Below are 23,390 nucleotides of genomic sequence, written 5' to 3'. Positions count from 1 at the left end.
AATCATTAAAAAACACAAACAGATGAAATTAAGATCTTTAATATATATAACAATCGCAGGTTCAGTTGTCGCAGGTACAGTTTCCTGTACAAAGCTGAATGAAGAGTTTAAGGGAGAACTGGAGGAAGGAACGTCAAATGTAGAACCTGGTGCTTTATTGGTTACCGCTTACAATTCGTTGAATACACCCTATCAACAGGAACAACGCTGGGTGATGCAGGAAGTATCTACAGATGCGGCTATGGCACCTACCCGGGGTGGTGACTGGGATGATAATGGTATGCACCGTGCTATACATCTGCACACCTGGAATGCAGACAATGGCTATATGAACAATACCTTCGTCAGTCTTGGCACGACGATTTACAATGCAGGAAATGTATTGCGCTACCAACCCAGTGCACAACAGGCTGCAGAAGCCCGGTTTATCCGTGCTCTGGCTATGTTTGATATGCTGGATCTTTATGGTGTAGTTCCAATACGTGAAGGAGCCTCAGTCGAAGACTTCAGGATACCTCCAGATGTATTGCAGCCACAGGCAGCCATAGATTATATGGTAAAAGACCTCAATGAAATAATAAACAGTCTTCCTGCAAATGGTCCCAGAGAAGCTTATGTTGCAAATAAAAATGCAGCTAAAGTCTTGCTGATGAAAATCTACCTGAATAAGGGAACTTTTCTGAACAGACAGGCTCCTTCTTTCGCGGCAGAGGATATGAATCAGGTTATTACCTTAGCAAAAGAAATTACAGCATCTGGCGCCTATACGGTATCTACTGCAGGAAAATATTTTGACAATTTTGCCCCTGACAATGATGTAAAGTCTACCGAAAATATTTACACATTATTTAACAAAAACGGAGAAAGAGGAGGCAATGTGGACAGAACATGGAACACGATTGCTCATTACAATATGAATCCCGGAGGATGGAATGGCTGGTGTACCTTGTCAGACTATTACGATAAGTTTACAGATTCTGATGAAAGAAGAGGTATTTATTATGATTATCCTGCCGATACAACCTCTAACAAGAGTAAAGGATATCATCGTCAGAATGTAGGATTCTTTGCAGGACAACAGTATAACTGGACTACAAACCGGCCACTTATGGCCAGAAACCCGGCTAATGCGCCACTTTCCTTTACCCGTGAAGTCACAATACGTACTTCCGGAGCAACGCTGGAGACAGCCGGTATCCGTCCTATGAAATATGCATTTGATTATGCGGTAACAGGACAAAGAAATAACGACTGGGTTGTATATCGCTATTCGGATGTACTGCTGATGCAGGCAGAAGCGATACTGAGAGGTGGCACTGGTGCTCCGGGAGATGCTCTTGATCTGGTAAACAGTATACGGACCAAACGAGGGGTGAGTTCTTTTACAACTTTGACTTTAGATGCTTTGCTGGATGAACGTGCCAGAGAACTGTATTGGGAAGGCTGGCGCAGACAGGATCTGATCCGTTTTGGTAAATTTCTACTGGCCTGGCAGGAAAAAGCTGCTGACGCAGATCCGAAGACACTTGTCTACCCTATTCCAAGCCAGCAGATTGCGGTGAACCCTAATTTAAAACAAAATACAGGCTATTAACCGGAAACGAAATAAGCTGAACATTTCAAAAAAACGGGAGAAGTGATTTTTCATTCACTTCTCCCGTTTTTGGTTGATATGCTCTTTATAATAAATTATGCATCTTTCCTTTCGTAAATCTCAGAAAGTAATTCAAACAGCTCCGGATGATCTTCCTTGAGCAGCTTTGGTTTCTGAAAGAAGTATTCCGATGTTACAGCCAGAAATTCGGCTTCGTTAGTTGCTGCATATTCGCGAATATCGGATTTGTCTCTTTTAATCATGCTGATGGTTTTGTGCATCTCTTTCAACCATGGATGAATCAAGGATTTTGGAATAAGGTATTCCGGAATACCATCCGTTTCTCCATCCGCTTTATCGATAAGATGAACAAATTCATGAATCGCTGTATTCTCACCACTTCCAGATCGGAAACCATTACGAAGTGCTGATAAAGACAATATCATCTTTCTTCCTAATACTCCGTCTCCTACCATACCCAGGATATTACGATCCCCTTCTTCTGTATTAAACTTTTCGCTAAACGTTCCGGGATAGATGAGGACTTCATCCAGATTTTCGTAAGACCAGTTTTCGAAATGAAACAAAGGAATAGTCGCACTTGCTGCTACCAGGATCTTATCTGCGTTGATAATCTTCACTCCTTTCTCGGCAGAAATCCTCGTTGTGTTTAAAAAATATGATACACGGTTGCAAAATTTTAGTTGCTCTTCCGGATTCAGTTGCTTGTAAAAATCGACTTCTTCTTCAAGTACTGCCCGAATTTCAGTTAAACCAAGAGACTGATTATCAGAAATATTTTTCTTGTTTGACACATTCTTCATGACATAGTACACAAGCACTATTCCTATTATAAAGATGATAATTACAACAACGACCGGATTATACTGCATACTGCTAAAATACTTATTTTTCGCATTTAATCTTGTAGAGTAGAATTAATCTTTATAACTTCAATCACTTAATTAATTTGATCCACAATACATATGCAAAAATATCATTATACTGATGGGGTTAACAGTTTCGGGCCTTTTTCTTTAGAGGAACTTAAAACAAAAAATATAACTGCAGACACCTATGTGTGGACTCCCGAATTGACCGATTGGAAAAAAGCCGGAGAACTGCCTGAACTGGCAGAACTTCTGCAGCAGGAAAGTCAGAATCTTTCCACTCCGCCGCAGATACCTTCTGCTCCTGCTCAACCGACCTTTCAGCATAATGCAGGAACTGGTGCTCAGTTTACACCTACGTCCTCCTTATTCGAACTACCTCCTAAAACATACCTTATTGAATCTATTCTTGTCACTGTCTTATGCTGCTGGCCATTAGGAATTCCTGCAATTGTGTATGCTGCCAAGGTAGAGAACAAATTCTACAGAGGCGATAAAGCCGGTGCTCAGGCGGATTCAGCAAGTGCTAAAAAATGGATTATGATTTCACTGATAGGGTGTGTCGTATTCTGGATATTGTATATTGCAATATTCGGAGGTTTGGCCTATTTCGGATCCACAATGGACACTAACAGTGACTATTCGTATTAACAAATATTTACTGGCTTCCATCCTCTTGATTCTGGGGGGCGTATTTATCTATATTTACAGAACATACGACCCCCAGGAATACGCTCTTTTTCCAAAGTGCCCTATAAAAAGTATGACTGGCTTTGATTGTCCCGGCTGTGGAAGTCAACGGGCTATTCATGCGATTTTACATGGCGATTTTAAAGCCGCATTTGCTTTTAATCCCTTTCTTTTCTTTGCTGTTCCCTATTTATTCCTCAACTTATATTTTATTACCAGACCATCTCTTACAGCTCAACAGCTCAAATGGCGAAACCGCCTGTTTGGTTATCGTGCGATGCTCCTGCTCATTACCAGCATTATTGTTTTTACGATTTTGAGGAATATATTATAATCAACGACCTCTAAACTTATGCAACCTATTGCAACATGTTGAATTTATTTGGGAAATATACCTTCAGGTCACGAAAAATCAGCGTTGAAAATAAACAACTCGCGATATTGAGCATATGCCTTATTGTCAGCGGATTAAGTAACATTATTTTCAATCTGAATATTGTGTTTCCAATCGGGATCAATCTTCTGATCCTGACTGTGATATCATTGCATCTGTATATTCTGAAACTGGCACTCCAGAATAGAGCAACAGAACGTATTAAGTTCTGGTACTTCTCTTATTTAACAGGATGTCTTGCGGTCATATGGGGTCTTAATAACGGTTTAGATAGCAGCATACCTTTATTCTTTGTATTTTATCTTATGGCAGGTCTGCTTTCTTTATCAGACCCCTACAGATTACGGTTTGGCATATTCTTTCTGATCGTTTCCCTTTTCTGTCTGATCATTGATAATTTCTTTCCACAATATATTGTTCCTTATGCCAGCCAGAAGGAAAAACATATGGATCTGTTATTTTCATTTGTGCTGACACTGGTTATTTCCACAATTATGATCTCCTCTTACAGAAGAGTCTATGACTATGAGAAGAAGGTATTGATCCTTCAGAAAAAGATGCTAAAGCTGTCACAGAAAGAGTTAATTGAATCGAAGGAGGTGGCAGAAGCTGCAACGCAGGCAAAATCAAAATTTATCATGACGATGAGCCATGAGATACGAACCCCTCTTAATGGCATTATCGGCACTATAGATCTTCTCAAAACAACCAAACTAGACCAAAATCAACAATTACTTATAGAAAATCTTCAGGCCAGTAGCCATATCCTTTCCGATCTGGTTACAGATTTATTGGATATTTCCAGAATTGAAACCAATAAATTTGAGATAAATTATACTTCTTTCAGTTTAAATAAAAGCCTTTCCTCTCTGAAGCATGTCGTTGATCCTATGCTAAAAAGCAAAGATTTAACGCTGGATATCCAAATTGCGGAAGACACTCCTTCTGAATTTATTACAGATGAAGCCCGTTTCAAACAGATTCTGTTAAATTTATTAAGTAATGCTATTAAATTCACGCTTAAGGGAAACATTACGGTATATATAAGTTACCTACTATTCCATGATAAATATGTCCTTGAATGCAAAGTGAAGGATACCGGAATAGGCATAAGAAAAGAAAATATTTCCCGTCTGTTTGATCAGTTCTCTCAGATTGAAGAGCCGCAGATTCCGGACAATAAAGGAATCGGACTTGGACTGGCGATCTGTCAAAGGTTACTGCACATACTGGGCGGACATATTGAAGTAGAAAGTGAATATGAAGTCGGGACTACATTTACCTTCCGGCTGCCCGTATTACTCCCCCAAAATCAAATTCCCTTAAAAATATATCAACAAAACCCAGATTTATCATTCATGGAAAAAAAACGCTTTCTTGTTGTAGAAGATAATAAAATCAACCAATTGGTACTTTGTAAAATGCTGGAAAAGCTGCACTATTCCTATCATGCTGTAGAGAATGGACTGGAGGCCGTAGAAAAGCTTCAAATAGAACATTTTGACATTATACTCATGGATATTCAGATGCCAGTGATGAATGGAATAGAGGCTACCAAAGTGATTTTAGAACTATACAACCAACGTCAGGAAGAAGCTCCTGTCATCATCGGATGTTCGGCCCATGCTTTAGAAATCGACCGTTCCAACTATCTCCAGATGGGTATGAGCGACTTTATTATTAAACCTATTACTATGGATCATTTAAAAGATGTAATCAAGAAAAACAGTATTTAATTATTTTTTTAAGATTAAACTTTTTATAGAAAATATACTCTATATTAACATCGATTATATTTACACATTATGATTCAACTATCTAACTTCAAATTTTTAAGAGCAGTCTTGATACTGCTTACTATTTTTATTCTCGGAAGCTGTAAAATGATATCCGGAAGATCTGGACCTGATTTTACCAAAATACATGTAGGCATGGTGAAAGAGGATGTAATCAAACAAATAGGTAAACCCGGGGCTATTGTATCCTCAAAAAAGTATAATGATGGTGTCTTAGAGGTTCATGAATACTACACCTGGCAACCTGAAGTTGTCATAGATTCGACAACTATCTACAGAGAATACTGGTTATTCTATTTTAATAACGAACTACAGGAGTGGGGAACTAAAAAGAGTTATTCTCCGGAAGATTACGACATTTATTACCGCAGATTCAGAGGGCATCACTAATAAAAAAAGAATAAACGGAAAGAGGGCGTTGCAGAATTCTGCAACGCCCTCTTTTTATATATAGCTGTATGATATTACATCATTCCGCCCATGCCACCACCCATTGGAGGAGCACCTGCGCCAGCACCATTTTCCTCAGGCTCATCTGCAAGGACACATTCTGTAGTCAATAACATAGATGCGATAGAAGCTGCATTTTCCAATGCTACACGTGAAACCTTAGTCGGATCGATAACACCTGCACCGATCAGGTTTTCGTATTTATCTGTACGTGCATTGTAACCAAAATCAGACGTACCTTCTTTTACTTTCTGTACGACTACAGCACCTTCTACCCCTGCATTATTACAAATCTGACGCAAAGGCTCCTCGATAGCACGTTTGATGATCTCAATACCGATAGTTTCATCTTCGTTTTCACCTTTCAGGTTAACTAAAGATTCTGTTGCACGGATAAATGCAACACCACCACCAGCTACGATACCTTCTTCTACTGCTGCACGAGTAGCATGTAAAGCATCATCAACACGGTCTTTTTTCTCTTTCATCTCTACTTCAGTAGTAGCACCTACGTAAAGAACGGCAACACCACCTGCTAATTTAGCAAGACGCTCCTGTAATTTTTCGCGATCGTAATCAGAAGTAGTAGTTTCGATCTGAGATTTAATCTGGTTTACACGGGCTTTGATATCTTCAACATTTCCGCCACCATTGATCACTGTAGTATTGTCTTTATCAACAACAACTTTTTCAGCCTGACCTAAGTAAGAAAGCTCAGCATTCTCTAATTTATATCCTCTTTCTTCAGAGATAACTGTACCACCTGTAAGGATAGCGATATCTTCTAACATTGCTTTACGACGGTCACCGAATCCAGGAGCTTTAACGGCTGCAACTTTCAATGAACCACGGATTTTATTAACAACTAATGTTGCCAATGCTTCTCCGTCAAGATCTTCAGCGATGATCAATAATGGTTTACCTGTCTGTACTTGTTTTTCCAATACAGGTAACAATTCTTTCATATTGCTGATCTTTTTATCGTAGATCAGAATGTAAGGGTTATCTAATTCTGCTTCCATTTTGTCAGAATTAGTCACGAAATACGGAGATAAGTAACCACGGTCAAATTGCATACCTTCTACAGTTTTTACTTCTGTTTCAGTACCTTTTGCTTCTTCTACTGTGATAACACCATCGTTACCTACTTTTTCCATTGCTTCAGCGATCAATGAACCGATTACTTCGTCATTATTTGCTGAGATTGTAGCAACCTGTTTGATCTTGTTGTTGTCCTGACCTACAACCTGAGATTGAGATTTCAGGTTAGCCACAACAGTAGCTACAGCTTTGTCAATACCACGTTTCAGATCCATCGGATTAGCACCAGCGGCTACAGATTTAATACCCGGAGCGATGATAGCCTGTGCCAATACTGTAGCTGTAGTCGTACCATCACCAGCCTGATCAGCTGTTTTAGATGCTACTTCTTTCACCATTTGTGCGCCCATATTTTCCAACGCATCTTTCAATTCGATTTCTTTAGCTACCGTCACACCATCTTTAGTGATTGCAGGTGAACCAAATTTTTTCTCGATAATTACGTTACGACCTTTAGGACCTAATGTTACTTTTACAGCATTTGCCAATGTGTCTACACCTTTTTTCAGTGCGTCACGAGCTTCAACGTTATATTTTACTTGTTTTGCCATTTTATTTTAGATTATTAGTATTTAGATAAAAAGATATTGCCTTATTATCTCTGTTACTCTGATGTTGTTATTAAATTAAAAGACTAAAGAACAGCGTAAATATCAGCTTCACGCATAATTAAATATTCTTTTCCTTCGTAAGTAATCTCTGTACCTGCATACTTGCCATATAACACTTTATCGCCAACTTTAACAGTTAGAGGCTCGTCTACTTTACCACTACCTACAGCTACAACAGTTCCGCTTTGAGGTTTTTCTTTTGCCGTATCAGGGATATAAATACCTGATGCTGTTTTTTCTTCTGCAGGAGCAGCTTCTATTACCACTCTGTCTCCGATAGGTTTAATGTTTAATGCCATAATATTATTCTCCTATTATTTTTAATTGATTGTTTATGTAAAAGTTTACAGGAACAAGTCAACATCAATTATGCCAAAGGACGTTTTTAAAGTTTTGTTGTCAATTTTTCACTAAAAGCCTGAAATTTCTGACACAGATATTTTTTTCAGTGTCATGATGTCAGCCATTGATGACATAAAAAAAGCCCTGTTCAATGTTGAACAGGGCTTGAATATTGTTGTCTTTAAAAGTCTCTTACTTTGCAGAATCTGTTTTACCAGGAGCTGCAGCAGGTGCTTGCTGTTGCTGTGCAGGGTTCAGATTTAAAGGACCTTGCTGAGCCGGAGCTTCAATCTGATCACTTAATCCACCTTTTGAAGCTGCTCCGCCTTTAGACGGACCCAGAATATTGACAGCCAGACAAAATACCATTAAAGCTATGACCAATGTCCATGTTCCTTTTTCCAGAAAATCACCTGTACGTTTTACGCCCATCAAATTTGATCCTCCTGAAAATCCTGAAGAAAGACCTCCTCCTTTTGGATTTTGAATCAACACCATAAGTGCCAACAGTACACTGGTTAATATGATCAAGACAATTAATAATGTTTGCATTTCTTTGTATTATTTATTTAGTTTAATTTTTGCTCTAATTCTTTAATGCGGCCAGCAAAGTAAGCATTTTTTTCCGGGAATTTCAAAATTAATTTTTTATACACCTCAATCGCTTTCGGAAACAAGCCCTGATCTGCATAAATAATCGCTAATGTCTCAGTGACCAGCGTAAATTGATCCTCGGCACTTTTTCTGGCCTTATTCTCCATATTCAGCTGATCAGCCTGAGGAGGTTTAATCTGCGGCTCTTCGCGAATAAATTTTTCAATCACATCATCCAGCTTTTTCGGAAGAGGTTGCACGGGTTTGTGTTTTACTTCCTCGCTCAATTTAGCCTCAGGTGATTGTGAACGGAAAACATGCTCACGGATCTGCTGATCGAGAATATGTTCATCTAATTTGGACGGATCAAACTGTCCTTTCTGCGGTTTTGGTAATTTGACTTCAGCAAATGGTCTGTATGTACCGGCATGTTCCAATCGCGTTTTGTGTAACCACCACAGAAAACTATAAGGCATCAGATCGTCATGATAAAGACTGACTCTCTCTTCTTCTTCCGAAGATACCTGTACAATTTCATCGCCGGACAGCTGAAATTCCGGAAAATATTCCTTCTCAAGTTCAACAGTTTCTTCCTGTGGATCTGGCACAATCTCTTCACCAGACAACTGAAACTCCGGAAAATACTCCTTCTCAAGCTGAGCCTCTTCTATGTCATCTACAACTTTCACCTGCTCTTCTTCTATAACTTCCTCTTCCGTATATTCAGATTGAACTGTTTCTTCCTCTGTCTCCATATAGGATTCGTCTTCCGTACTGATTGTTTCCTCTTCGACCTCAGCAGATAGCTGGTCTACATCTTCAAATGCAATATAGCCGTCCGGTTCTGCTTCCAACTCCGGCACGACCAGAGGTTGCCTGCTTACATATTCGGATAACCAGGCAGCATTCGGAGCATACAATAATGCCAATGAGTTTTGCGACAACATTCCCGTTGACAGAAACTGCTGACGCTCATATACAAAACGAATAGGTTGCGCATAAGGATATTCTTCCACTAAACGTTGCAGATCTTCTGCCGGAAGCTGTCCGGGATCTGTCAGTGCCTGATGAAATATTTCAACCTTAGACTTACTTGTATTTTCCATATTGTATCGGCTACCAGTTCGCAAATGCACGGTTATATATATCTTCCGTCAGCATCTCAATAATATCTTTCGTCAATCCTTCTTCCTGCGCCTGCACCGTTCCTGAAAAATCTTTGAAACGTGTGAACGTCTGCTCACTGAAACTATCTTCCGGTTTTTTCTGATTCGTGTAGGTTACTTTGACTGTGATAGTCAACCGGTTCAAAGCTGCCATATCTGTACGAGCTTCTACTGCGGCAGGAGTGATCGTATAGTTTGTAATAAATCCTTCGAAGATAGCATCTCCACCCGTATTGACCTGACTAAGTCTGGTCTGATTACGAAAACGGGTTTTGAGTGCCTCCGTAAAGTTTTGACTCAACGTAGCATATACCATAGGTGCAATATTTTCAAAAAACTGCACATTGACGGTTTTCATATCTGCAGGAATAGATCCCCCTGTAAAACTGTATTTTACACCACAACTGGAAACTGTACACAGCATCACAGCTGCCGTTATTACCAGATTTAGATAGACTTGCTTTAACTTACGCATCGGGTCGAGTATTAATCTAAATTTAAGTCTTTAATTTTTCTATAGAGTGTCCGCTCTGAAATACCCAATTCCTGAGCCGCAGCTTTACGCTTGCCCTTATGTTTTTTCAAAGCTTTTTTGATCAGGTCGGATTCCTTTTCTGTCAATGACAGAGACTCTTCCACTTCTTCCACATCCTGTGTTTCATACGAATTGAAATCCACATTAGGTGAATGAGCCGGACGTGCATTGTGGATTGTCCAGGAAGATTCGGACTGCTCTGACAGCATTGATGCCGCAGGCTGAACTTCCTGATACAATTGATTGATATAAGGTGAGTTCTGATCAAAAGTACTTGGATTAACCCCTTTCTGGATTAATTCGACCACAAGTTTCTTAAGATCTACCATATCCTTTTTCATATCGAACAATACCTTATACAAGATATCACGTTCTGAAAAATCATCTTTTGGTGCATTTTGAGGCACGAAAACAGGCAGGTTAGAATGTTCCGTGGGCAGATAATTCTGAAGGATAGCCGCATTTACAATACGCTCCTTTTCCAAAACCGCAATCTGTTCCGCTATATTCTTTAGCTGACGCACATTCCCCGGCCAACTGTAGTTCATGAGCGACTGTTGCGCATCATCAGTAAGCTGTACACCCGGACTCCGGTATTTATCAGCAAAATCAACAACAAATTTTCTGAAAAGCAGATTAATATCTTCTTTACGCTCGCGCAATGCAGGAATCCGCAGCGGAACTGTATTCAGACGATAATAAAGATCTTCTCTGAATTTACCCTTTTTCACTGCTTCAAACATATCCACATTTGTTGCAGCAACCACACGTACATTTGTTTTCTGAACTTTTGAAGATCCGACGCGGATATATTCTCCGGTTTCCAAAACACGTAACAAACGTGCCTGCGTACCTAAAGGTAATTCGCCTACCTCATCTAAAAAGATAGTACCACCGTCTACAACTTCAAAATATCCTTTACGTGCTTCATGTGCACCTGTAAAAGAACCCTTCTCATGGCCAAAAAGCTCTGAATCAATAGTTCCTTCAGGAATAGCGCCACAGTTGACGGCTATAAACGGCCCATGCTTGCGGGAACTCAGTTGATGTATGATGTGCGAAAATACTTCCTTACCACTACCACTCTCTCCCTGAATCAATACGGAAATATCTGTGGGTGCGACCTGTCTGGCCACATCAATTGCTCTGTTGAGCAAAGGAGAGTTGCCAATTATACCAAATCTGTTTTTTATATCCTGATTATCCACAGTTTTATTTCTTTTAGAAATTTGAAGATTAATTTTTTCCGTTACTCTACGATACGACCAAGTAATGTAGCTGAAGTACAAGACTCTCCAAGCACATTGACATAATCTCCTACTTTATAACGATTATCTACGGGGAACACTACCATTGCATTCTGATCATTACGTCCTGCAAAGTCTTTATCTGACCTCTTGGAATAGCCCTCGATCAATATTTTATGTACTTTACCGACAAAATTCTCGATACGGTAATGGCTGTGCAAACGCTGTTTGGCTACAACTTCTGTCAAACGACGCTTTTTGATTTCTTCCGGAATATCATCTTCATAACGTTTGGCTGCCAGTGTACCCGGTCTTTCTGAATATGCAAACATATAGGCATAGTCATATTTAACATAGTCCATCATCGAAAGCGTTTCCTGATGTTCTTCTTCTGTCTCTGTACAGAATCCTGTGATCACGTCTGTAGAAATACCACATTCAGGGAGAATACGACGAATCGCATCTACACGGTCAATGTACCAGGCTCTGTCATATGTACGGTTCATCAATTCCAATACTCTGGAATTACCGGACTGCACAGGAAGGTGAATATAGTTACAGATATTTTCATATCTGGCCATTGTATGTAATACTTCGTCTGTAATATCTTTAGGATGAGAGGTCGAAAACCGAACACGCAGTAACGGACTTACATCTGCTACCTTAGCCAGTAGCTGAGCAAAGTTAACAGGTTCCGCAGCAGATTCTCCTTCAGCTACAGGCGCAGTAAATTTATAAGAGTCTACATTTTGTCCCAATAAAGTCACCTCTCTGTATCCGGCATTGAACAGATCCTGTGCTTCCTTGATAATAGAATCCACATCTCTGCTACGCTCGCGACCACGTGTAAATGGTACGACACAGAAAGAACACATATTGTCACAGCCTCTCATAATTGAAATAAAAGCTGTAATTCCATTGGTATTCAGACGTACCGGATTGATATCAGCATAGGTCTCTTCTCTGGACAGCAATACATTGACAGCTTTTGCCCCATCATCGACCTGTTCGATCAGATTAGGAAGATCACGGTATGCATCCGGCCCGACGACAACATCGACCAGTTTTTCTTCTTCGAGGAATTTAGATTTCAAACGTTCCGCCATACAGCCCAATACGCCCACGATCATCCCGGGATTTTTGGATTTAGCAAATTCAAACTCCTTCAGACGATTACGCACGCGGGTTTCGGCATTTTCACGAATGGAACAGGTATTGATAAATACAACATCGGCTTCATTGAAATCCTTCGTTGTCTCAAAACCTTTATCCATTAAAATAGAAGCTACGATTTCACTGTCAGAAAAGTTCATCTGACAGCCGTAACTCTCTATATAAAGTTTTCTTCCGTTACTATTATCTGCGCTTGCCTCCAACTGTAAAGCCTCTCCCTGACGGGATTCGTCATGCTCTTTAGTGCTATGTGATAAATCTATCATTGTCAAAATTCAAAGAATACAAAGTTAGGAATAAAAAATCACAAAACGTGACATATTGGCAGGATAAACAAGCTTTGACTAAAATTTAACATTCCAAAAAGAAAGGGCATTATCCTCGCGACAATGCCCTTCCGGTAAAAGTTTAAAAAGTACTATTTATTTTGTTGCATTAATAGCCTCTTGTTTCATTTTATCGCCTGCTACGATAACAATCTCTACACGACGATTTTCAGCGCGACCTGCATCTGTATCATTACTTGCCAACGGCTCAGAGTAGTTCTTACCTTCTGTATTGATACGGCCACCGTTCAATCCTTGTGAAACGGCATATGTTTTTACTGCTGCTGCACGAGCTTCAGAAACTTTCTGATTAGCGGCTAATGAACCTACGTTATCTGTATGGCCGATAACCAAAATCTTAGTATCCGGCTCTTTATTCAAAGTGGCTACTAATTTGCTGATATTTGTTTTTGCTGAAGCTTTCAGATCAGATTTATTAAAGTCGAATAAAATACCTTCGTCAAATTTAACGATGATACCTTCATCAGATTTGATTACTTCCGCACCAGCTACTGTATTTTCGATTTCAGCTGCCTGCTTATCCATTTTTTTACCGATCAACGCACCTGCAGCACCACCAATTACCGCACCGGCAATAGCACCTACAGCTGTATTACCAGCCTTTCCTCCGATAAGTGCTCCAAGGGCACCACCACCTGCAGTACCGATAGCGGCACCTTTAGTTGTACTGTTCATGTTCTGAATAGTAGAACAACTTCCAAATAACATTGCAGAGGTAGCTAATGTCAACCCAAAAACAGCTATTTTCTTATTTACTTTCATAATCATATTTTTTTCTAATTCTAATCCTGTGTGTTGTAGATAATATCAAAACAAAGCATATGCCAAAATCACTCTGCACTACACTTATAATCAAAAAAACCTTGTCAAATAAGCAATCAACAAGGTTTTCATTATATTTTTTTATTTCTCCTGTGGAGGAATTGCTAATTTCGGAAGTCGTTCAGGCTTCGGACGTCCATCTTTTTCGAACTTTTCGAACGATTTCTTGACATAATTCATAATATCATATTGCCCCCAGTGCTGTACCATATCCGGAGATGGCCTGTATATAGACATAAAGGATTCCAGATCTTCTCCCTGTAACGCAGTGATATTGGTCACAGTAGACCGCGTAAACACTCTGTCTACTTTACCTTCTTCTATCTCTCTGTCCATATATCCCTGAAAACGTTTTGCATTTTTCGCTTCCCGGCCAAAAAGATTATACAGCGCCGTAGCAGGACTTGCAAGATAGGTCATCGTCTTATTCTTCCCACCGTTGTAAATACCCTTCTTCTCATAATCACGCATGATATTATTCATCTCTGCTTCCTTGGTCATCCGTTCGACAACCACTGTTTCCAGCTTAATACCAGCCTGCATATCGATCAGAATATCTTCTTTGGAGTACAGAATTGTCTTTACCGATCCATAGCCGATTTTTGAGAAATATAAACTATCTCCTACAGAAGCATCTATATTAAAAATTCCAAAATTATTTGTGATACTTACTCTACGAGTACGCAGATTGGTAACATTAACATCTGAGAGTCTGGTACCGGTTCCTTTCTCCATGACCAACCCACTAACCGGACTCATGGTCTGGGAGTGTGATGCCTGAATATTGAATCCAAAGAAAAGAATCAACAGATAAAATCCAAACTTATACTTTGTTAACTTATACATACAGGCTAAAAGTAATAATACTTTAATAAATCAAAATGTTAAAAATACATAAAAGTCTATGCTGACTTTTTGTAAGGATAGAATACAAAATTCGCTCCTTCAGGCACAACCACAAACAGACACATATAATCTTCCGGCTTTTTGTATGTGCGTTCAAAATAAGCTTTCCGATCCTCTTTTATCAAACCTCTTTCTACAAATTCTTCCAGAGAAGAGGCATTGATACTCCATTTGGTATTCAACTCTGTCTTATCTAATATCACCTCTCCAACGCTCACCTGATGCTGATGTGCCACAAAAATAGGAAACAGGGTATATCCCTCAGACAACATCTCTGTAGCCACTTCTTTGATTGATTCAGCATAAAAATCAAGATCGACCTTAAGACTATCCAATGGACTTTTCTGTTCTTTTTGCCCGTCTCCGCCGGCTTGATTTTTTAATAATTGTTCCAAATCCATATGCTTATCTTTTCAATTTTAATAGCACCACATTTTCAACGTGTTGCGTGTGTGGAAACATATCAACAGGCTTGATGCGATCCACTGTATATTTTTCATTTAATAATGCCAGATCACGTGCCTGTGTAGCCGCATTACAGCTTACATATACAATTTTGTCAGCTTCCATTTCCAGCAATCGCTGTACCACATCTCCATGCATGCCTGCGCGTGGAGGGTCTGTAATAACTACATCCGGTTTTCCATGTTCTGCAATGAAATCTCCTGTAAGGACATCTTTCATATCGCCGGCATAGAATTTCGTATTGCCAATCTGATTGATAGCTGAATTGATTTTAGCATCCTCAATAGCTGTCGGTACATACTCCACACCAATCACTTCACGTGCCGTTTTGGCAACGAAGTTGGCGATGGTACCCGCACCTGTATAAAGATCATATACTAATTCATCTCCTGTCAATCCTGCAAACTCTCTTGTAATCTTATACAATTCGTATGCCTGAAGTGAATTTGTCTGATAAAATGACTTTGGTCCGATTTTATATTTCAATCCTTCCATCTCTTCATAGATAAAATCTCTTCCTTTGAAGATGTGTATATCCTGATCGAAAATAGTATCATTTTTTTTCTGATTAATGATATACAGCAAGGAGTTGATATCCGGGAAATTACTGTTGACATAATTCATCAGTAACTCGACCTGTCCGTCTTCCGGATAAGCAAATACAACAATCACCATCAGCTCTCCTGTAGAGGCTGTACGTATAATAAGGTTACGCAATGCTCCCGCATGTTCGCGGAGGTCATAAAAAGAAATCTGATTTTCTATTGCAAATGCACGTATCTGATTACGTATAGCATTGGAAGGATCCTGCTGTAAATAACAATGGTCTATATCGAGAATTTTGTCAAAACGTCCGGGAACATGAAATCCTAAAGCATTCATTTCCAATCCGTCATTAGCATCATCTACCGAAGTAAGCCATCTTTTATTTGAGAATGTATATTCCAGTTTATTACGGTAATACTCGGTCTCTCCAGATCCCAAAATAGGCTCCATAATAGAAGTATCGACCTTGCCTATTCGCGCAAGCACATTATCAACAGTCTGTTGTTTAAATTTCAACTGGCCATTATAGTCCATATGCTGCCACTTACATCCGCCACATACACCGAAGTGTTCACAAAAGGGATCGATACGATATTCGGATGCTTTCTTAAGCGTTGCAACTTTCGCTTCCGCGAAATTTTTCTTCTTCTTAACCAATTCCACATCGACGACATCTCCGGGTATTGCCTTATCAATAAACAACACCAATTCATCGGTTTTACCGACTCCTTTTCCCTCTTCAGCGATATCAATTACAGCAATATCCGAAATAAATTTTTTCTCTTGTGGAATTCTTCTTCTCATGATAGGCGCAAAAATACAGTTTTTAACGGAAATAATCAGACCTTCCGTACGATCATAACAGGAAGGAGATTAGATCAATGCTGCCTGGACAAGATATGGGAGTATTTCTTTTTGGAAAGAAATAAAATTTTTGCGAACATCCCCATCGGAAACTGCTGTGAACGCAAATGAAAAAACAACGTTTTTACTTGTTTTAATAAGGAAGGTTAACTTCTCTTCAGGAACTTCACTGGCAATCGCCTCATTTTGGATAAATGAGCTCAGCAATAAAAATTCAAGATCTTCTGACAGCGTTTTCAGATATTCCTGAGCGTTGGCCGATTCCCGTATAAACTCCCATCCGACAAACTCATTACACACTGTGTAAGTCAACCGGCTGACACGCAGAATGGTATTGGCCAAAAAAGTGGAAAGATCTTTCTGATTTACATTTTTATCAAGAATATCTTTCACATTGTCCCGTATATAATCCATCAGGATTGCATGCAGGATAAGTTCTTTACTGACAAAATATTTATAGACAGTAGCTTTGGAAACATTGGCCATTTTTGCCAATTCATTGACACTCGTCTTGTTATAGCCGTATCGTCTGAACAGCTCTCTGGCAGCCTTTTTTATGGATGTAACTATTTTTTCAGGCTCCATTATATATCAATTTTGGATAATATAGGTTTCCCCCTGCTTCATCACATAATAGGGTTTCAGCGGACATTCAGCAATATCCAGCGGAGAACCATCCAGCAAGAGCCATTTAGCGCCACTCACAGGGTCTTTGACAACATTGGGATTATCATCCAATACAACTTTGTTTCTCTGCTCCGGATTAACTGTACTGCAACGGTCATAGGCAATAAAGGTATTATTGCCGGTATTGTACACAATAACACCAGCAACCCCGATTCCATCAATCACATCGGCTCCTCCAGCTGCAAACAGCTTAGGATTGCTTCCCTGACTAAAGATTTTACGTACATTCACACTTGGCACGACATTGCAGCCTCCCTTAGAACAGGAGAATACTACGAAAGTAATACATGCAAGTATACCAAGTCTGAGCAATGCTTTCATTTATATAATTTCTGTTTGGAACTGATTCAGAAAACGAACATCATTTTCAGAGAACAGGCGTAAATCTCTGATTTCATATTTCAGATTTGTAATACGCTCTATACCCATACCAAATGCAAATCCGGAATATTTAGTGCTGTCTATACCACAGTTTTCCAACACATTAGGATCAACCATACCACAACCAAGGATTTCTACCCAGCCGGAATATTTACATAACTGACAACCGGCACCTTTACAAATGGTACATGAGATATCCATCTCTGCTGATGGCTCTGTGAATGGAAAATAAGAAGGTCTGAAACGTACTTTTGTACCTTCTCCATATAGCTCCTGTACGAAATGATACAGGGTTTGTTTAAGATCTGCGAAAGATACATTCTCATCTACATACAATCCTTCTACCTGATGGAAGAAGCAATGTGCACGTGCAGATATAGCTTCATTACGATACACACGTCCCGGCATAATGGCTCTGAACGGAGGCGTACCTGCTTCCATCAGACGCACCTGTACAGAAGAGGTGTGAGTACGGAGAGCAATATCATTGCCATCTTGTTTTTTGATAAAAAAAGTATCCTGCATATCCCTTGCCGGATGCTCCGGTGGAAAGTTCAGTGCTGAGAAATTGTGCCAGTCGTCTTCTATCTCAGGTCCTTCCGCAACGATAAAACCAAGTTTCTTGAAGATTTCAACAATTTCTTTTCTAACCAGAGATAATGGATGACGAGCTCCTAATGTAAAGCCATCGCCCGGCAGGGTAAGATCTCCTTCAGCTTTAGCCTGACTAACTTGTCCAGTGGAACCAAATTGTTCCTGTGCCTGCTGATATTTACCTTCAGCCAGTTGTTTGAAATCATTAAGTACTTTACCTAAAACACGCTTTTCTTCAGCAGGAGCGGCCTTAAATTCTTCAAATAAACTCTTGACTATTCCTTTGGAAACCAAAAATTTCAATCTGAAATTTTCTACATCAGCTGAAGTCTGCGGATTGAACTGCTCGATCTCTTCAGTATACTGCTTTATTTTATCTTGCAACATAAGGCCAAAGATACAGCAAAAATTAAAAAAGTTAAAATGACATCGGCATTGATTGCGTATTAGTTTTATGAATACCGACACCTGGCTGTCATATTATCCGGACAAGCGAAGATTTACACGTTATGAATTTAGCGCTGTAACATACATAAAAATTACAAAGGATCCTGTTTTGGCAGAATCCTTTGTATTAGTAATATTATATAGTCTGTTTCTTTTTAAAACGGCAGTCCGTCGTTGTCATCATCCAATTCTTTGAAATCGACCTGTTGTTCTTTATTTTCTACTGACTTATCGGTAGCCCCGGCAGTATTTGCAGCCTGAGCAGGTGGTTCAAAATCAGATTTACGACCTAACAAAGTAAAGTTCTCAGCTACTACTTCTGTAGTGTATCTGCGAATCCCCTCTTTATCTTCATAAGTACGTGTTCTGAGACGCCCCTCAATGTACACCAAACGCCCTTTTGTCAAATATTTGGCGGCAACATCGGCCAGGCCCCTCCACATCACGATATTGTGCCATTCTGTTTGTTCTACTTTTCGACCATCTTTGTTGAATGTTTCTGAAGTTGCCAACGGGAAACTGGCAACGCTGACGTTGCCTTCTAAGTAACGGATTTCAGGGTCCTTGCCCAAATGCCCAACCAAGATAACTTTGTTAATGCCTGACATGATATTAATTTAGGAGTTTAGTAATTAGCTAATGTTGGTTTCTATAAAACTAAAAATCAACTTATGTTGAGCTAATTTATTTAAATCTTTTAAGAATACATAATTCCAAGACTTTTTTTTCAACTTTAGCGCAGAAGGATTGTTGACTTTATAAAATTGTGCATAGATATTCTGGTGGCTGAGTATGTGTTTGATTACATTGCCTTTTAATTCAAGCGAAAGATCTTCCGAAAAATGCTCTTTTATACGCTCATCTTTCAGAATATCCAGCCCCGAAAGCGGTTCTGTAGTTTCAATCATCGGAAATTCATACAGATTCTGCCATACATCCCCTTCACCTCTTTTGGACATCAGAATCTGATCATTCTCTTCCATTATAAAATAATGAAAATACCGGTTTCTGCTTCCTTTTCCCTTCTTTTTAAGGGGCAACAGGTGTACTTTATCTTCTTTGAGAGCTACGCATTCTAGATTAAAGATACAGCTGCCACAGACCGGTGATTTTGGTTTACATTGCATGGCTCCGAAATCCATAATAGCCTGATTATACCGTGCCGGATCGTCCATATCCAACATTTCATTTGCCAGTTCGGTAAAAACTTTCTTCCCTGCAGGGGTATTAATTTCGACTTCAACCCCAAAATACCGGGATAACACACGGAAAACATTACCATCCAATACTGCTTTTGCCTGATTTGCAGAAATTGAGGAGATTGCAGCTGCAGTATATTCTCCTACTCCCGGAAGTTTAATAACTTCATCATAAGCCTTTGGAAAAATCCCTCCGAAATCAGAAACAACCATTCGGGCAGCCTTGTGCATATTTCGTCCACGGGAATAATATCCCAAACCTTGCCACAGGTTGAGTATATGATCTTCATCTGCTGATGCGAAATCCTGAACAGTTGGATATTGTTCTGAGAACCGCATAAAATAAGGCATTCCCTGTTCTACACGGGTTTGTTGCAAAATGATTTCAGACAGCCAGATGATATAGGGATCCTGTGTATGTCTCCAGGGCAAATCACGCCCATGCTGATCATACCAGGCAATTAATCGTTTTGAGAAGGACATAGGTACAAAGTTGGGAAGATTTTTGCAATGTCAGAAATCAAACTATTATTATAGCTGAGATTGTAACAATTGCTCCAGTTCTTTCACTTTATTTATGTTCCTGTTGGCTATATTATCTTTTTCAGCTTTATCGGTACGCAGATTATATAACTGCGGCTGCTCGTCATTGCCAAGCTCGATATTTACAGCTTTGTCTATTTTAGCTCCCTTTCGTGGTTTGATGTACTTATAATCTCCCTGTATAATGGAAAAAGTACCTGAACTTTTCACCAGATAGGCACGTCCTTTTTTGTCATTTCCTGTTAATGCTTTCCATTGGTTCTGACTATCTACAGCCTGATCTTTAGGATAAGAAATACCGAACTGACCGGCAAACGAAGCCAGCAAATCTACTTGTCCGATCAGCGCGTCTGATTGTTGTTCTCCTTTGATAACCGCAGGCCAGCTTACCAGAAAAGGCACACGTGAACCCGCTTCGAAAGCACTGTATTTGCCACCTCTCCATCCACCAAATGCATCATGATTAGCGGATTTTTCTACTGCCTGATCGGCATATCCATCATCTAAAACCGGACCATTATCACTGGTAAAAATAATGATGGTGTTCTCATAAACACCGTTGCTTTTTAGCTCCTGTACCAATTGACCAACAGTGTAGTCCAGCTGGAGAATAGCATCTCCCCGAAGTCCAAGTTTGCTTTTGCCTTTAAATAAGGTGGCCGGCATACGTGGCACATGGGGTTCAGTAGCATTGTAACATAAGAAAAATGGTTTCTTCTGATTGGTTTTGATAAATTCCTTCGCCTTTTCAAAGAATGTCAGCGTCAGCTCTTCATCCGCCCATCGGGCATCTTTTCCTCCTGTCATCCAACCAATACGTCCTATACCGTTTACAATAGTATTATCATGTCCCTGACCGGGAGAAGCATGGAGTTTGAGTAATTCCGGATTTTCTCTTCCTGTAGGTTCATTTCCGATTTTTTGCCGATAGTTTACCTGTATGGGATCTTTAGCATCTGCTGCCAGTACATAATGATTCTCCAGAAAAACTGTCGGCACCCGATCTGCTGTCGCCGGGAAGATAAAGGAATAATCATAACCTACTTCTAACGGTCCGGGTGCGATTTTGCCATTCCAGTCTTTTTCGACCTGTTCTCCCAATCCAAGATGCCATTTGCCTACAATCCCAGTAATATAGCCTTGCTGATGAAATACTTTAGGAAGCGTAATCTTGTCCTGAGGGATAATAAGTGCCGCATCTCCCGGTAAGATGCCGGTACCTTTTGCACGATAAGGATTGTTTCCGGTCATAAGCGCATAACGGGATGGCGTACAGGTAGATGCTGCAGCATGTGCATTTGTAAATCTTATTCCTGATTTTGCCAAGTTATCCAGATGAGGAGTTTCTATGTCCTGTCCGCCATAGACACTGAGATCTCCATATCCCAGATCATCGACGTAAATCATCAGTACATTAGGTTTTTGTTTATCCTGGGCCTGCACCTGCTGACCCGCAAACAGGAAAACGGCCAGACTGATGTAACTGCATATCTGTTTCACATTCATAGCTTTTGTTCAAAAATAGCTTCTGCTTCTTTATCATCTACCTGCCGGATTTCTGCAAGCAGTTTCTTTTTCATACGTCCGATAATCGCATCTGATGACTTGTCTGCGTATATATTGTTCATTTCATGAGGATCTTTTTCCAGATCATACAATTCCCATGATTCTACTCTTTTATAGAATCTAATAAGTTTGTATTTACCATCACTGACTCCAAAGTGTGGAGATACAGCATGTGTACCGTTCTCATAGTAATGGTAGTAGCTGGATTTTCTGAAAGACTTCCTCGCATCTTTCAGTACTGAATAGAATGATTTTCCTTGTATTTCCTTTGGTATTCTGACTCCTGCGATTTCCAATAAAGTAGGAGCAATATCAATATTCATTACCCGGGCTTCTGTATGTGTACCCGGTTTGATTACTCCCGGATATCGTGCAACCATTGGTGTACGGAAAGATTCTTCATACATAAAACGCTTATCGAACCAGCCATGTTCTCCCATATAAAATCCCTGATCTGACAGATAAATTACAATAGTATTATCCTTCAGTCCATGTGTATCAAGATAGTCCAGCACCTCGCCTATATTTCTGTCCAGAGAAGCTGCAGTATTGAGATAATCTATCATATAACGTCGATACTTCCACTCTTCCAGTTGTCTGCCGGAAAGTTTACGTGCATAGAAATCGTCCTGAATAGGCTTATAGTATGCGTAATACTTCTCAAACTGGCTTTCTGTAAAACGAGAAAAGTCATAATCTTTTCGCATATCCTCTTTTGTAGGATACATCTTCAGGTCATAAGGCAGTAGCATATCTTTAGCAATACTCATTTCCTGTACAGCTGCTGCTTTTCTTTTATCATACTGATCATAGAAGTTATCCGGCAACGGAATTTCAGCCTGGTCATAAGTCCCAAAATCTTTAGGATCGGGCAGCCATGAACGATGAGTAGCTTTATGTCCCAGTATCAGACAAAATGGTTTATCTTTATTTAAAGTATCCAACCATTTTTCCGCCTTCTCAGTCACAATATCCGAAACGTACCCTTCTATCTGTTCCCGCTTATCACCCTGATTAATAAAAACCGGGTTAAAATAATGTCCCTGACCATCTAGTATACTGTAATAATCAAAACCTTGTGGTTTGGCACCCAGATGCTGTTTACCAATCCATGCTGTGCGATAACCTGATGACTGTAAATCTTTTACGAAAGTTGACTGATTATGATCAAAATGTGAATTCTCATTATCCTTAAAACCATTTTTATGGCTGTACTTTCCGGTAAGCAATGTCGCTCTGCTGGGACCACAAAGTGAATTTGTAACGTAAGCCCTGTCAAATATAGTTCCTTCTTTTGCGATACGATCAATATTCGGAGTATGTGCTATGGCAGAACCGTATGCTCCGATAGTCTGAAAGGAATGGTCATCTGAAATAATAATCAGAATATTCGGTTTATTTTGTGCATTTGAGATGCAGTTTATCAAAATAAAAAAACAA

The 23,390-nt window shown here is 39.7% G+C and carries 24 protein-coding genes; 5 read left to right on the top strand and 19 right to left on the bottom strand.

The window, feature by feature from the left end; genetic code table 11:
- Window positions 1–22: 22 nt before the first annotated feature.
- A complete protein-coding gene (locus B4B65_RS02185) occupies window positions 23–1,594 on the top strand; it encodes a RagB/SusD family nutrient uptake outer membrane protein (protein ID WP_293913003.1) in 1,572 nt (523 codons plus the stop codon).
- A gap of 95 nt (window positions 1,595–1,689) precedes the next feature.
- Here the strand turns inward: B4B65_RS02185 and B4B65_RS02180 are convergent, their stop codons facing one another.
- On the bottom strand, window positions 1,690–2,487 hold the full coding sequence (locus tag B4B65_RS02180; RefSeq protein ID WP_293913001.1) for a zinc-dependent peptidase: 798 nt from the start codon (window positions 2,485–2,487) through the stop codon (window positions 1,690–1,692).
- A 93-nt stretch (window positions 2,488–2,580) separates the two neighbouring features.
- Here B4B65_RS02180 and B4B65_RS02175 point away from each other — a divergent pair, with 93 nt between their 5' ends.
- The 4 genes from B4B65_RS02175 (at window position 2,581) to B4B65_RS02160 (ending at window position 5,754) form a co-directional block, all read left to right on the top strand.
- Entirely contained in the window at window positions 2,581–3,135 is a 555-nt protein-coding gene (locus B4B65_RS02175; protein ID WP_293912999.1) for a CD225/dispanin family protein, read from the top strand.
- Complete coding sequence (locus B4B65_RS02170; protein ID WP_349681228.1) at window positions 3,044–3,508, top strand: DUF2752 domain-containing protein; 465 nt, start codon at window positions 3,044–3,046, stop codon at window positions 3,506–3,508. The genes B4B65_RS02175 and B4B65_RS02170 overlap by 92 nt, the downstream gene beginning before the upstream one ends.
- A 35-nt stretch (window positions 3,509–3,543) precedes the next feature.
- Window positions 3,544–5,304, top strand: a complete 1,761-nt coding sequence (locus B4B65_RS02165) for an ATP-binding protein (RefSeq protein ID WP_293912995.1) — start codon at window positions 3,544–3,546, stop codon at window positions 5,302–5,304.
- A 69-nt stretch (window positions 5,305–5,373) separates the two neighbouring features.
- Window positions 5,374–5,754: a hypothetical protein gene (locus B4B65_RS02160; protein ID WP_293912993.1), complete on the top strand. Its 381-nt coding sequence runs from the start codon at window positions 5,374–5,376 to the stop codon at window positions 5,752–5,754.
- Window positions 5,755–5,828: 74 nt separating this feature from the next.
- Here B4B65_RS02160 and groL read toward each other — a convergent pair whose 3' ends face one another.
- From groL to B4B65_RS02070, 18 genes are all read right to left on the bottom strand, one after another.
- A complete protein-coding gene (groL, locus tag B4B65_RS02155) occupies window positions 5,829–7,466 on the bottom strand; it encodes a chaperonin GroEL (protein ID WP_201681333.1) in 1,638 nt (545 codons plus the stop codon).
- An 83-nt stretch (window positions 7,467–7,549) separates the two neighbouring features.
- Entirely contained in the window at window positions 7,550–7,825 is a 276-nt protein-coding gene (locus B4B65_RS02150) for a co-chaperone GroES (protein WP_002997808.1), read from the bottom strand.
- Window positions 7,826–8,060: 235 nt separating this feature from the next.
- Window positions 8,061–8,420: a preprotein translocase subunit SecG gene (gene secG, locus B4B65_RS02145; protein WP_003008790.1), complete on the bottom strand. Its 360-nt coding sequence runs from the start codon at window positions 8,418–8,420 to the stop codon at window positions 8,061–8,063.
- A 17-nt stretch (window positions 8,421–8,437) separates the two neighbouring features.
- Entirely contained in the window at window positions 8,438–9,568 is a 1,131-nt protein-coding gene (locus B4B65_RS02140; protein ID WP_293912989.1) for a hypothetical protein, read from the bottom strand.
- A 10-nt stretch (window positions 9,569–9,578) separates the two neighbouring features.
- Window positions 9,579–10,103 (bottom strand): LptE family protein, encoded by a 525-nt coding sequence (gene lptE, locus B4B65_RS02135; RefSeq protein WP_293912987.1) that lies wholly within the window; start codon window positions 10,101–10,103, stop codon window positions 9,579–9,581.
- Window positions 10,104–10,114: 11 nt separating this feature from the next.
- Window positions 10,115–11,371 (bottom strand): sigma 54-interacting transcriptional regulator, encoded by a 1,257-nt coding sequence (locus tag B4B65_RS02130; RefSeq protein WP_201681330.1) that lies wholly within the window; start codon window positions 11,369–11,371, stop codon window positions 10,115–10,117.
- 41 nt (window positions 11,372–11,412) lie between these two features.
- Complete coding sequence (gene miaB, locus B4B65_RS02125; RefSeq protein WP_201681329.1) at window positions 11,413–12,849, bottom strand: tRNA (N6-isopentenyl adenosine(37)-C2)-methylthiotransferase MiaB; 1,437 nt, start codon at window positions 12,847–12,849, stop codon at window positions 11,413–11,415.
- A gap of 156 nt (window positions 12,850–13,005) precedes the next feature.
- Window positions 13,006–13,698 (bottom strand): OmpA family protein, encoded by a 693-nt coding sequence (locus B4B65_RS02120; RefSeq protein WP_003008800.1) that lies wholly within the window; start codon window positions 13,696–13,698, stop codon window positions 13,006–13,008.
- A gap of 135 nt (window positions 13,699–13,833) precedes the next feature.
- On the bottom strand, window positions 13,834–14,598 hold the full coding sequence (locus tag B4B65_RS02115) for a hypothetical protein (RefSeq protein ID WP_293912982.1): 765 nt from the start codon (window positions 14,596–14,598) through the stop codon (window positions 13,834–13,836).
- 56 nt (window positions 14,599–14,654) lie between these two features.
- Window positions 14,655–15,059 (bottom strand): hypothetical protein, encoded by a 405-nt coding sequence (locus B4B65_RS02110; RefSeq protein ID WP_201681327.1) that lies wholly within the window; start codon window positions 15,057–15,059, stop codon window positions 14,655–14,657.
- Window positions 15,060–15,063: 4 nt separating this feature from the next.
- Window positions 15,064–16,473: a 23S rRNA (uracil(1939)-C(5))-methyltransferase RlmD gene (rlmD, locus tag B4B65_RS02105; protein ID WP_293912979.1), complete on the bottom strand. Its 1,410-nt coding sequence runs from the start codon at window positions 16,471–16,473 to the stop codon at window positions 15,064–15,066.
- 69 nt (window positions 16,474–16,542) lie between these two features.
- Window positions 16,543–17,118, bottom strand: coding sequence for a TetR/AcrR family transcriptional regulator (locus B4B65_RS02100; RefSeq protein ID WP_293912977.1), 576 nt, complete (start codon window positions 17,116–17,118; stop codon window positions 16,543–16,545).
- Between the two features lie 6 nt (window positions 17,119–17,124).
- On the bottom strand, window positions 17,125–17,541 hold the full coding sequence (locus B4B65_RS02095; RefSeq protein ID WP_293912975.1) for a hypothetical protein: 417 nt from the start codon (window positions 17,539–17,541) through the stop codon (window positions 17,125–17,127).
- A complete protein-coding gene (pheS, locus tag B4B65_RS02090) occupies window positions 17,542–18,582 on the bottom strand; it encodes a phenylalanine--tRNA ligase subunit alpha (protein WP_201681323.1) in 1,041 nt (346 codons plus the stop codon).
- Between the two features lie 215 nt (window positions 18,583–18,797).
- A complete protein-coding gene (locus tag B4B65_RS02085) occupies window positions 18,798–19,250 on the bottom strand; it encodes a single-stranded DNA-binding protein (protein ID WP_201681322.1) in 453 nt (150 codons plus the stop codon).
- Between the two features lie 24 nt (window positions 19,251–19,274).
- On the bottom strand, window positions 19,275–20,324 hold the full coding sequence (gene mutY / locus B4B65_RS02080; RefSeq protein ID WP_293912940.1) for an A/G-specific adenine glycosylase: 1,050 nt from the start codon (window positions 20,322–20,324) through the stop codon (window positions 19,275–19,277).
- Between the two features lie 48 nt (window positions 20,325–20,372).
- Window positions 20,373–21,890 carry a sulfatase family protein gene (locus tag B4B65_RS02075; protein ID WP_293912938.1) on the bottom strand — a complete coding sequence of 506 codons (1,518 nt, stop codon included), beginning with the start codon at window positions 21,888–21,890 and terminating at the stop codon, window positions 20,373–20,375.
- Window positions 21,887–23,377, bottom strand: coding sequence for a sulfatase family protein (locus B4B65_RS02070; protein WP_293912936.1), 1,491 nt, complete (start codon window positions 23,375–23,377; stop codon window positions 21,887–21,889). Before B4B65_RS02070 ends, B4B65_RS02075 begins: the two co-directional genes overlap by 4 nt.
- Window positions 23,378–23,390 lie beyond the last annotated feature (13 nt).

The sequence above is a fragment of the Sphingobacterium sp. UBA5789 genome, assembly GCF_002418355.1.
Taxonomy (GTDB): Bacteria; Bacteroidota; Bacteroidia; order Sphingobacteriales; family Sphingobacteriaceae; genus Sphingobacterium.
This window is presented reverse-complemented; position numbering and strand designations above follow the sequence as displayed.